Origin of the sequence: Clostridium polynesiense (assembly GCF_000820705.1) — a bacterium.
GTDB classification, from domain to species: Bacteria; Bacillota; Clostridia; order Clostridiales; family Clostridiaceae; genus Clostridium_AA; species Clostridium_AA polynesiense.
In genome coordinates this window covers 1-11,972 of sequence record NZ_CCXI01000096.1, presented here as the reverse complement: position 1 = coordinate 11,972, position 11,972 = coordinate 1, and the positions used below count along the sequence as shown (strand labels likewise).

The following is an 11,972-nucleotide window of genomic DNA, read 5'->3' as shown; positions in this document are numbered from 1 at the left end:
GAGCAGACCCTTTTGGAAAAGAGAAACGCCATCTGTATGACCTGTGGTAGGGTCAGTCCCATCAGCACCCGACTGACCTTTGAAGAACTGGCAGTCCTCTTTGAGGGCAGCACAGACAGTGGTGCAGAACGGGCCTACCGCAAAGCTGTGGAACACTTGGCCTGTCTGCTGACAGAAGCCGGAGTGCTTCACATAATTCGCCTAAAACGCAAATCCCAGACCAAACGCAAAAAGAAAATCGCCGCCGCTGTCTACCTGTATCAGGTGGACAACGACGGCGAATGGGGTGAGGTTTCGTTTGATTTTGAGACCGAAACAACGGAGATCATCCGGCTGGCGGAATGGGATACGACGGTAAGCAAGAAATTTGCAAAACAAGCAATCCGTCATCTGCAAACTTCTCCAAGGCATAATCTTCCCAAGGATTCTGTAATCATACTTGAAGCATGATATAGCTCCCTGGATGAAAGCAAGATAGTTGAGTTTTGTCTTTGCTGTTATTTGGAGATACTTACTTTTCCTTCGATAATCTCAATTCGTTCTTGTTTTACCAACAGTTCAAAGGCTTCGTTGATTGCAGAAGTAATATTTTGGGTCATTCGGTGGAAATTATACGCACGTGCAGTCTCCGCACAAAGAAGCTCCTTTGTTAGTCCAACGCTCTTGCTCAGAACCCTGTACATCGCTTCCGCCAATTCCTCGGTGGATATATGATTGATTTTTCGGCTATTAACACGAGGAGAGACTTTTGTATATCCAGCAGGGAAAAAGAAGTCTCCTTTGCGAATCAGCTTTTTACCCAGTTGTTGCAGCTGATAATCTACCTCCCTCTTTACTTTAACTGTTGCTTTTGTGTTTCCGAGCAGAGGGGCAAGGTGCTGGCAAATCAAATCATAATGGACAGGGTAAAGCCTGTTCACGATTTCCATAATGCAATCAGCTCCGGACAGATAACCGCTGCTGTTGCGGGAAAGATGTGCAAAAGACACCTGTTGCTCCTCTTCAAAGCCATAAGGATTTTCTATGTCTTCTATAGAGACGGCCTTTTCTTCTAAAGAAACAAAGTCCTCGGCATCGACTTCCACCTTGGAAGACACGGGTTCATCAATCCCATAGTTTTTTAGAGCATCCTCGATGGCTTCAATCAGACGATTTCCTTCCGTAACCGGATCTTTAATCCAATCCGTGGACCAAATGCGGTAAATTTTCCACCCCATATTTTCCAAAACATCTTGCCTCAAACGGTCACGCTCTCGGGCTGTTTTGGCAGAGTGATATGCTGCTCCGTCGCATTCTATACCGAGAACATACTGACCGCTAATTGTGGGATGTTTTACCGCCATATCTATCCGGTATCCAGAGCATCCTACTTGCGTGGCCAGCTTGTAGCCTTTGCGATCAAGGAAGTCATACACCGCTTTTTCAAAAGGTGAATCGTGCTGTACAATATCACTTTCTGTCACTTCACGCTGCAAAGAATCGATTCCATTGATAGCAAAGTCGATGTAAGAGCGCAGAAGTTTCGGTCCTTCAGCGGAAACACGATCAACATCAATGTCGGTGGGCAGAATTGATCCTACCAACTTGACGTTGTATTTCGCACGTGTTATGGCTACATTCAGTCTGCGCTCACCTCCAGATTTGCTGAGGGGGCCAAAATTCATGCGGAACACACCTGCAGCATCTTTGGCATATCCAACACTAAAAATGATGGTATCACGCTCGTCACCCTGAACATTTTCAAGGTTTTTGATGAAGAAAGCGTCTTCCTTTTCTTCGTTGAAGAAACGCTCATACTGCTGATTTCTCAAGCGCATTTCTCGAAGCATTGTTTCAATGGCCTGTTGCTGCACTTCACCAAACGCAATTACCCCCAATGAACGATTGGGATGCTTTTTGAAGTGCTCAAATACCAACTCAGCAACCCGTTTTGCCTCCGGCACGTTTCCTTTTTTCCCGCCACGATCATAGAAGCCTTCTTTTACATAAAAGTACTCTACACCATTATCTGGAACCCGATCCACATTAGAAGGGAACGTGATCAGATTATTGTGATAAATTTTTGCATTCGAGAAAGCAATCAGATGTTCATGACGGCTGCGGTAATGCCACAAAAGTGTACGTTCCGGCAATAGATTCGCTTCATCCAAGATGGATTCATAAGCAGCACTGTCGTCATCCTCTTCATCGTCCGTATCGTAATCGTCTGTATCCGAAGTGGACGCAGAGAAAAAGCTTGTCGGCGGCAGCTGTTTACTGTCACCAGCAATGACTACTTGTTTGCCACGAGCAATTGCGCCGATTGCGTTTTCCGTACATACCTGGGATGCCTCATCGAATATAACGGTATCGAATTGATAGGTATCTGCTTCCAGAAAAAGGCTAACAGACAGCGGAGACATCATCAGGCAAGGCTTTAGTACCAGCAAAAGATTCGGAATGTGACGGAATAATTTGCGGATGGGCATGATCTTTCTCTGCTTGCCGAGCTCACGTTTGAGTATTCCCACCTCGTCCATGCCGCTTGTGAATTTGTCCAGCAAAGGCAGATCGTTGATTAGTTTGCTCTTGATTCGTGCTTTTGCAATCTCAAACTGCATCCTGTCCAGTTCACAAAATTCACGAATCGTATTTTCCTGATTCAATCGTCTGAAATTCAGGACAGCGGGATACTCCGGCAATACCGCATCCAGCCACAGGCGGAAGAATCGCTTCTGGAAGATAGGGAGAATTTGGTATGGTTTGATTTTTTGTTCTTCGATTTGCTGAACATATTCGAAAAGACCTTCTTTTTCGCAATCTTTCCTGGCATTGACAAAATCAATCCACTCTTCCAGCAAAAACAAACCATTGGCACAGCGTTGAATACGATTTGCCAACACCTGAAGATCCATTTGGGCATACAGCTCTGGCTCTCCAAATAGACTGAGGAACCATTGAAAGTCCTTGTCTGTTTCTCGGAGTGCATTGGCTATCGTTTCTTGATATGTACCGCATTTCTTTATGATTTCGCCGCCAGAACAAATGCACTTGACAAACTCGTCATTGGGCTGATATTTGTCAATTTCTTTTTTGAATTCGATAGTCCAGTCAAGGGCATCTCGTATGTCTTGCCAGGATGTGGCCATGCCTTCGTAAAAGAAACCGTACTGCTCACGGAGATCAGCTTCCTGCAGATTCAACTCCTGCATCATGGCATCCATATCGACAAGAATGGATTGCGCCTGGATAAATGCGGTGTATGTTGTTAAAAGTGCATCTACCAGCTTAAAATCTGTGTTTTCATATTCAAATACGGCATCAAATACGAATATGAAGTGGGGCATACAACATTACACTTTTCTCTTTCGGCGTCTAACTGTCTCAACGCAAGCAACACCTTTATTACAGCGTGTTCGGAAAGCTCTTCTGTGTCATTTTTGTAGTATGGTTGGAATACAGTTACCTCGTTTCGGATTTTCTGGCGAAAATCTGCAGTTTTTTGCAGTGCAAGCAGCACGAGTTCCCAGGAAGTATCAATTCCTTTATACCAGACGCCGTATTTTTCTGCCAGTTCGCTGTCTGCCGGATCAAAATCCTGTACAATTTCCATCATATCTGACACAAGGCGAATTGCTTCCAGAAGATTGGCATATGTGTCCAGCACCATGCTGATGTTTTGAAAATCGGTATCTTCATATTGGAAGCTATCCCCAAATGCCTCCATCAAATTCTTGCATTCACATCCCATGTCCTCTCGGGTTTGCCCAATATCCTGTAATGTTGTCAATGCAGCAATGATGGTTTTGTCATCGATTTTCTGGGAAACGTTTCTGTACAAAAGTTTCATTTGTCGCTGATCTGCATAGTAGCTGCCCCTCACATATTTCAAAATAGAGGTATACTGCAACTTATATCGAACCAGCATTTCCTGATAATTGACACCCAAAACTTCCTTTTCAAAATTCTGAAGCAAGTCAGATTGCATGGAATGAATTTTGTCCGCTTTCTGCTGTGCGCCTAAGAGTTCCTTTCTGCAAGCTTCAATCAGCTTTCCTGTGTCAATCGCCGACATTGCACTGTTCCCGGCAATAATTGCGTGCAATTTTTGCAGCTCTGCTTCCAGTGCTTCAAAAGTAACCAGCTGATCAGCATTTGACGTCAACTGTTCCTCAGTAGCGGAAATTACACCATACAGCTTCTTGAGCTCTGCCGCTTTCTGCTGGAAGGTTTCCTTTCTTTGTTCATATGTTTGAGCATCACTGCTTAACTGGATTAGGTTTTCTGCTTGAATCCATTGCTCAGGGAGCAGATCATCTGGGCGGGAAACAACGCTGATACCTGGATAATAATTTTCTTGGAGAGCGTTTGTCAGAGAGCTATAGGCTTCGTGGTAACAAGATAAAACAACCTTATAATCAATCTCAAAGATGCCCTCGGCAAAGTCCTGAGAAATTTGTCCTTTTATTGCATTGATTATCCGTGCTTGTCCTTCAGCTATTTGGCGTTCATTTTGAATGAGCGCCAAATCTTCACCCTGCTGCTGCATCCGTAAAAGTTCCGGAACACCCTCTGCACATTTGGAAAGTATCTCTTTGGCACCGCAGATTTTTTCCACACTGTCCAAATCGGCAAAAGTGTGAGGTTTCAGTTCGCAGATTCCCTGTCCATTGATTACTGCATACTGGGATTGCAGTTCAGTAACTTTTCTGGCAAAGCCCGATGTTTTTTCTTCATATACCGAAATTCCGTTAAATAACGATATAACATTAGGTTCTGATATCCAACTATAAGGAATGCCGGGAGATTTTTTAGCAACTGCCAGCAAATCTATTCCTTTTTTCAGATTTTCATAAGAACGCCCAAAAGTCAAATATACTGAGGAAAAAATATCGTTTGCTTGAGAAGCGCACCTGCTAAGACTGCTGGCAAGTGCAGGAAATCGTGCGCTCACATCATGCCGCAGCTCATTTGTGACAACCGGTACAATCGATCCATGCCAAGGATTACCATCAAAGTCTTCCGACATTTTCCCGATTGTGTTCTTAAAAGCGTTGAGCACATATAAATACCGACGATACTGTTCAGCAGAAGTGCTACGGATATCTGGTATGCTGAATATAACATCTGGGTAATCATCAAGTTCGGCAAGCGTTCCATTGACTTGATAGATTGTCATATTGAGCGGACTAACTGTTTCGAAAATCTGTTCCGCATACTGGTTCAGCTTTTCTTTATCTTGGTACAGCGTCTCCAGTTTCATATATGCTTCATCGCTCAACTGCGCTTTGTTGCGAGCAAGGCTCAGTGCTTTTCGCAACTGCTCAAGTACAGCTTTTTTATTTGCTTTATGACTATGCAGAACCAAACAAAAATCGTCCAATCCGGCTGAGGTCAACCGCTTGTGTACGACATCCAGTGCGGCCATCTTTTCGGATACAAACAGCACCTTTTTCCCATCAGCTAAGCATTCTGCAATAATATTGGTGATTGTCTGACTTTTACCTGTTCCGGGAGGTCCCTGCAAAACAAAACTAACACCTTTTTTTGCACACAGAATTGCCTCTTGCTGGCTGGAATCTGCGTCCACTACCTGAAACACATCAACGGGCTTTAGCTTTTTGTCAAAGTCATAGTCATTGAGCTCTTCCGGGATGTGTTGTGCTGCAGAAGTATCTCCTGCGATTGTACGCACGATAGGATTGGAAACAACATTTTCCTTGTTTCTGGCCAAATCGCTGTACATATTGATTTTCAAGAAAGAGAACAAGCTGAGTCCAACTTCAGGCGTTACCGTCCAGTTGTTGTTTTTTACCGCTTTCTGAACTGCATTCAGATAGTTTTGTAACCCGAGATCTTCATCAAATTCTGGGAAGGTCAATCCGAAATCATTCTCCATCTTGTACTTTAATGCCGGATTTACCACAATTTCATCATCGGTCATTTGCAACACAAACGGAGAGGAAATGGACTCTACAGTCAGACTGACAGGGACAAGCAAAAGCGGTGATACGATTTGCTCGGTACTATAATCAGCTTCAGTCCATTTCAAAAAGCCAAAGGCCAAGTACAGGATATTTATGCCCTGTTCTTCTATCGCCATTTTCGCTTTATTTCGGAGATTTCTCAGAGTTCGCTGCAACTCTTTTACGTTCTGATTAGTTGTTACATCAGAAGATGTAAGGAAACCGCTGTCAATATCATATTCCACGTCCGTTTCTTCTTGGGGTTCACGATAATATGGGAATTCCAATGGATTGTCATTCTCCACAAAACTCTCCCAAAGCTCAAAAATTTCGGGAGTCTTGATAGATAGCGTAGACCGCTTCGTTTCACGATAATTGATAAGACGATTCCGCTTTCCTAAATCAAGTAATTTGTTCTTCCAAATATCGACTTTTTGATCTATCCCTGCCGGCATCGTAGCCATCCTCCATTTTCTGTTATTCCATATTTGCTCCCGCCTCTTTGCTGGGGGTTATTTCCATAATATCGCCTATATCGCAGCCAAGCGCCGTGCAAATTTTAACCAAAGATTCGGTGGAAACATTTTCATTTCTGCCTAACTTAGCGATCAATGCCGGACTGACACCAGACAGGCGCTGCAAGTCCTTTTTCTTCATGTCACGATCAATAAGCAACTTCCAAAGCTTTTTATAACTAACTGACATAATTGAGACACCATCCATGTAGAATAAACGCATTCAATATTATAACAGGAAAATTCTGTAACAGCAATATAACTACACGGATGTGAAGAAAATTTTCGGAAAATCTAACGGATAATGCATAGGTGTTTGCTATACTGCGGGAACGGCATAATTACAGGTTCTTTTAGATGTAATCCATCGAGAGAGTTTACCTTGTTGTGTTTGATTTACCTGAAATCATTATGTGGTAAGGCTGTTACCTAGATTAACCCCTTGCCCTCTCTCTTCCTTGCATATTCGAGAAGATCTTTTGCATTGCTGGCGGGATGCCACGCATAGGCAATGAGGAAATCGGTATGATCGACCACATACTGATTTGCCCGAACAATGGCAACCTTGCGGGGTACACTTTCCATGCCTGGAGGATAATAAGTGCTGTCAAACCCATCTGGTACAGGAATAGGGCGCTCTGCTGGATGGTAAGGTAACAATAGGGTCAGTTCGACTTCTGGATGGTTTTGTTTTGCGGTTTTTACGGCTTTTGCCGCAAGACCGTCAAAACATCCATAACGACCAACAATAAATTCAGTAACACCGTAGCGGATTATATGCGTCTCAACAGCGGCGTAAAGTGATGGATAAATTTCTTCCGATGCTTCTCTATGTCCAATAAAGAAACAACTCTTCCTGCTCATTTCAATCAACTCTTTATAGTTGTGTATATCGTTAAAATTATACGATTAAAGTGATTAAAAGGCAACGATAAACAAAAGTATAATTTACGAAGAACACAAGCAAAGAGGTGATGCAAGTGAAGGATATTCTCTCTGCCATAACCGCATATCGAGAGGATCGAGGCTGGACGGAGTATCAGCTTGCAGAACGCTCTGGTTTGCCTCAATCTACGATCTCCTCATGGTATCGCAAGAATATGGTTCCCACTATTCCGTCGTTGGAAAAAATCTGCATGGCTTTTGGCATCACGCTTTCTCAGCTATTCGCAGAAGAAGATTCACCGGTTACTCTGACTGATTCACAAAGGAAGCTGCTGGAACGATGGTCGAGATTGAGTGAAGAGCAACAAGCCGTAGTGTTTGCTTTGATTGACAAAATGTAAAAAAGCCGCCAGAAGCAGCATCGCATGGATGTGCCTCTGGCGGCTTTGCTTATCAATCGAAATCTAACTGTGGAGCCTCCGTTACGGTTCGCAGATATTCTTCCGGATTGCCATTCAAAATCAATTCCGCATAGGACAGCGGATCGTTGTAGATGAGCCAGTCCAGTTCAGACCGCTGGAAACGGCTATTTGCCACCTCATCCTCAACAGCGGTACAGTTAATAGAAATCATGCTGCCGTCAGAATATCTTAGTTCAACGCAACCGGTATCCATGTTAAATTCACAGGAAAGTAATGTTTTCATAATGCTATCCTCCAATATTGGCTCTGTTAAGAAGAAAAACTCCCGCCTAATTCCTGTTAGGAATCAGACGGGAGTTTCGTATGCACCCGAAAACCGTCAGCTAACAGTTGATAAGTGATTTAGTTCCCTATCACTGTTAAGCCAAGATTTACGGGGTTTTTTGTTTTATAATCTAAAAATAAAAACTATTTAACTAAAATTAGTATATTGTTATAATAGATATATCAATTGCAGAGAGGTGAAGGAATATGGGTTTTATAGATTTAAGAAGTGACACTGTAACTCAGCCAACGGATAAAATGAGAGAAGCTATGTTTAATGCTCAGGTAGGGGATGATGTTTACGGAGATGACCCAACCATAAATGAACTGGAAGCATATGCTGCAGAGCTTACCGGAAAGGAAGCTGCTATGTTTGTACCTAGCGGTACCTTTGGAAATCAGGTATGTATAATGACTCACTGCAGAAGAGGTGATGAAGTCCTTCTGGGAGAAAACTGCCATATAATGATACATGAGGTTGGAGCTGCCGCTGCTTTATCAGGAGTTCAGCTTAGAACATTAAAGGATAAGGATGGTGAATTCATCATTTCTGAACTTCAGGAAAAGCTTAGAGGAGAGGATATTCATTTTCCTGATACAGGTTTGATTTGTATGGAATCTGCTCATTCTACAGGTAAGGTTCCTTCACTTTTAAATATTAAAGCAGTTCATGATATTGCAAAAGAGCATAATATTCCAATGCATTTGGATGGAGCAAGGCTCTTTAATGCTGCAGAGTACTTAAATGTGGATGTAAAGGAAATAAGTAAATATTTTGATACCATTACCTTTTGCCTGTCAAAAGGTTTATGCGCACCGGTGGGCTCAATAGTTGTTGGAAGTAAAGACTTTATAGTCCGTGCAAAGAAGAATCGTAAAAGAATGGGTGGAGGCTTGAGACAAGCTGGATTCCTGGCAGCAGCAGGCTTGGTAGCATTGAAGGAAATGAGAGGGCATTTAAAGGAGGATCATAAAAATGCCAAGCTTTTAGGAGAGCTTTTAAGCCAGATTCCAGGGGTTAAAGTTAATCTTGAAGACATACATATAAATATGGTATTCTTTGATATGAAAGAAACTGGAGTGAACAGCGATGATATAGTAAGATTCTTCTATGATAAGCTTGTAAAGATAAGTTCAGATGAAAATGGAATAATGAGATTCGTTACAAATTATTGGGTAACAGAAAAGGATATATACTATGTTTTTGAAACTTTTAAAGAAGCTGTAAAAGCTTTAAAAGAAGAATAACCATGCTTTGATAAAGAAATAATAAAGCGTACCTGTACTTATTAGGTATGCTTTATTAATGAAAAAACCGATGAATAAATGCATCCGAATTTTGTCTTAAAAATAGAGGTGTAAAGTTTTTTTGTGGGGAAGTGATAATTATGGAAAGCAGCAAAAAGATAAGCTATAACAACAATTATTTTAGGTGGACTATTGAAGGCTTCAGAATACTTATTGTTTTAACAGGTATTTTATTTTTAGTCCAGGGAAAAGGAAGTAAGATTTTTAATGTTCTCCTAACCCTATTTACAACTTATGCAGTAGAATATATATATAAAATATTCAAAATAAGATTTACAGAAAAAATGAAGTTTGCTATACAGGTATTTATATTCTTTTCTATGTATTTAGGAAAGCTATTTGATTTTTATTCATTAATACCAAACTGGGATGATTTTCTTCATATAGCCTCAGGGCTTATGCTTGGTATGATAGGGCATACAGTGCTCATAAGTATTTTTCATGGTGAAAAGTACAGTTTACTAAGCAAGGGATTTATATGCTTCTTTATTATTTTATTTGGAGCAGCTTGTGCAGGTGCTTGGGAAATATTCGAGTTTTCCGGAGATATGATTTTAGGTCTCAATTCTCAAGGTGGAAGTCTTTTAGATACCATGTTTGATATAGTGAACGGAACTGCAGGAGGAACTCTTGTAGCTATATTATATTATTTTAAGCCTGGTATACTTGAGGATAAAAAATCGTAAATTAAGCCCTTATGTTTGCAAAAATTAAATAATTAATAACTTTACATCATAGCTAGAGAAATAATTTCTTTTCTATGTTAGAATAATATAAGAAAATTATTAGGGTAGTAGAAAGGAAATGTTTTATGCATGTATATACAAGAACCGGTGATAAAGGAGAAACAGGCCTTTTCGGCGGAACCAGGGTTAATAAAGACAGCTTAAGAGTTCATTGTTACGGAACTATCGATGAAGCTAATTCTTTCTTAGGCATGGCATATTCCAGCTGCACGGATTCTGAACTAAAAGAGAATCTAAGGTGGATACAGAAAAAGCTATTTACAGTAGCTTCGGAATTAGCTAGTGATGACGAAGGAATAAAGATGCTTCAGGAAAGAATTACTGGGGAAGATGTAAAACATTTAGAAAAAACTATTGATGGTTATCTTGATATCATTGGGGAACAAAACAGCTTTATAATACCAGGAGATACATTCAATTCATCCATACTTCATGTGAGCAGAACTATAATGCGCAGAGCTGAGAGGGCTATGGTTTCCCTTTCAAAAGAAATAAATATTAGTGAGGATTTAATGAAGTTTGTAAACAGGTTATCTGATACTCTTTATGTTATGGCTAGATATGAAGCAGAGCATATATCTAAAAGGTAGCAATCATTTATTTTATTAATTGGGGATAATAAATGGGGAAGATTATGTTGGCTTAAATTAAGAGGAGGGTATCCTTTTGAATAGCAAAAGGATTTTTAGCCTGTCCATGATTATTTTTTTGTTGATGAGTTCAACTAAGGTTTCAGCGTTACAGCTGGAAGGATTAAAGAATAAGGCGGGAACAACTTCAAAGAGCTTTTTTTATACCTTTGATTTAGGGTTGGAAAAAGTACAGTTATTTTTGACTAAAGATACAGTTAAAAAGATTGAATTGTTAACTGCTATATCTGAGGAAAGGCTGGCTGAGGCAGTAATCCTTATTGAGGAAGGTGAAGAGAGTTATGGTGCAAGGAGCATTGAAGATTTCAGTGTTACTTTAAAACAAGCTCAAAATTTATTAGGGAAATATGCCGTGGAAAATAAGGATAACTTTGAAATTCAGATTCTTCCCATAAGTGAAAAAATCTCTAAATTTACTGAGGAATCTTTCTCGGTGGTAAATGAATTAAAAAACAGCTTATCTTCTGATAAGCAGCAGGAAATAAGCGGAATACTTGAGAACCAGGTCAGTAAGATGAGTAATCTCCATGATCTTATAAAGCATAGATTTGAAATTAAAAATCTAAAAAAAGAGTTGGAGCAAGTGGAAGAAAAATTTACGGATATGAAAAATGCAAATAACTCTCAGCAATATAATAAAATAAAGGAAAATTACGAAGATTTAAAACAAAAATATATAAAAGAAAAACAGTCCTTTGAAAATATGTTTCAGGATATAAGGAATATTGATTAGTTAAAGCATCTTTATTATTGAAGATGCTTTTTTATTGAATAAAATTAAATTATTATACAGAATTTAATAGAAATTTATTACATTTATAGAAGAAATAATGTATAATTAATATAATAAAAATGTTGATTTATATTGAAGGGAGAAGATTTATGGAAGTTATGGAAGTTCAAGAACAAAATAATAAAGTAGTATCAGTGGGATCATGGATAGGAACATTGATTTTGCTTGTTATACCTATAATAAACTTTGTGTTTCTATTTATTTGGGCTTTCAGCAGTGATACTCCGGTTTCAAAAAAGAATTTTGCTAAAGCTACTTTAATACTCAGTGCTATTGGGTTTTTCTTAGGTATTATACTATTTACATTAATTGGATTACTTATTCCTGAAGATGCATTTACTCAAGGTATACTATATTTTCTATAATAAAAAAAGCTCCCTATGG

General features: G+C 39.9%; 11 protein-coding genes and 1 pseudogene. 7 read left to right on the top strand and 5 right to left on the bottom strand.

The features are described 5' to 3' along the window. A pseudogene (locus TA89_RS08955) lies at positions 1-450 on the top strand (hypothetical protein); the annotation flags it as partial. A 47-nt stretch (positions 451-497) separates the two neighbouring features. Here TA89_RS08955 and TA89_RS08950 read toward each other — a convergent pair. The 4 genes from TA89_RS08950 to TA89_RS08935 form a co-directional block, all read right to left on the bottom strand. Next, positions 498-3,326, bottom strand: a complete 2,829-nt coding sequence (locus TA89_RS08950; protein ID WP_052447393.1) for an AAA domain-containing protein — start codon at positions 3,324-3,326, stop codon at positions 498-500. Then, a complete protein-coding gene (locus tag TA89_RS17705; protein WP_052447392.1) occupies positions 3,260-6,400 on the bottom strand; it encodes a DUF4011 domain-containing protein in 3,141 nt (1,046 codons plus the stop codon). The genes TA89_RS08950 and TA89_RS17705 overlap by 67 nt, the downstream gene beginning before the upstream one ends. 22 nt (positions 6,401-6,422) lie before the next feature. Continuing rightward, positions 6,423-6,650: a helix-turn-helix domain-containing protein gene (locus TA89_RS08940; RefSeq protein ID WP_040212665.1), complete on the bottom strand. Its 228-nt coding sequence runs from the start codon at positions 6,648-6,650 to the stop codon at positions 6,423-6,425. Between the two features lie 239 nt (positions 6,651-6,889). Next, the gene (locus tag TA89_RS08935; protein ID WP_040212663.1) at positions 6,890-7,324 is read right to left on the bottom strand and encodes a hypothetical protein; all 435 of its coding nucleotides are present in this window, start codon (positions 7,322-7,324) and stop codon (positions 6,890-6,892) included. 110 nt (positions 7,325-7,434) lie between these two features. Between TA89_RS08935 and TA89_RS08930 the strand changes: the two genes are divergently transcribed. Beyond that, on the top strand, positions 7,435-7,746 hold the full coding sequence (locus TA89_RS08930; RefSeq protein WP_040212661.1) for a helix-turn-helix domain-containing protein: 312 nt from the start codon (positions 7,435-7,437) through the stop codon (positions 7,744-7,746). 52 nt (positions 7,747-7,798) lie between these two features. On the opposite strand, the gene TA89_RS08925 is transcribed toward TA89_RS08930, so the two are convergent. After that, on the bottom strand, positions 7,799-8,050 hold the full coding sequence (locus tag TA89_RS08925; protein ID WP_040212659.1) for a DUF6061 family protein: 252 nt from the start codon (positions 8,048-8,050) through the stop codon (positions 7,799-7,801). Between the two features lie 248 nt (positions 8,051-8,298). Here TA89_RS08925 and ltaE point away from each other — a divergent pair, with 248 nt between their 5' ends. From ltaE to TA89_RS08900, 5 genes are all read left to right on the top strand, one after another. Beyond that, positions 8,299-9,339 (top strand): low-specificity L-threonine aldolase, encoded by a 1,041-nt coding sequence (gene ltaE, locus TA89_RS08920; protein WP_040212658.1) that lies wholly within the window; start codon positions 8,299-8,301, stop codon positions 9,337-9,339. A 140-nt stretch (positions 9,340-9,479) separates the two neighbouring features. Continuing rightward, entirely contained in the window at positions 9,480-10,085 is a 606-nt protein-coding gene (locus TA89_RS17700) for a DUF2238 domain-containing protein (RefSeq protein ID WP_052447391.1), read from the top strand. A gap of 125 nt (positions 10,086-10,210) precedes the next feature. After that, positions 10,211-10,735 (top strand): cob(I)yrinic acid a,c-diamide adenosyltransferase, encoded by a 525-nt coding sequence (locus tag TA89_RS08910; RefSeq protein WP_040212656.1) that lies wholly within the window; start codon positions 10,211-10,213, stop codon positions 10,733-10,735. Positions 10,736-10,811: 76 nt separating this feature from the next. After that, the gene (locus TA89_RS08905; RefSeq protein WP_040212653.1) at positions 10,812-11,528 is read left to right on the top strand and encodes a DUF5667 domain-containing protein; all 717 of its coding nucleotides are present in this window, start codon (positions 10,812-10,814) and stop codon (positions 11,526-11,528) included. A 149-nt stretch (positions 11,529-11,677) separates the two neighbouring features. Next, positions 11,678-11,953: a hypothetical protein gene (locus TA89_RS08900; RefSeq protein ID WP_052447390.1), complete on the top strand. Its 276-nt coding sequence runs from the start codon at positions 11,678-11,680 to the stop codon at positions 11,951-11,953. Positions 11,954-11,972 lie beyond the last annotated feature (19 nt).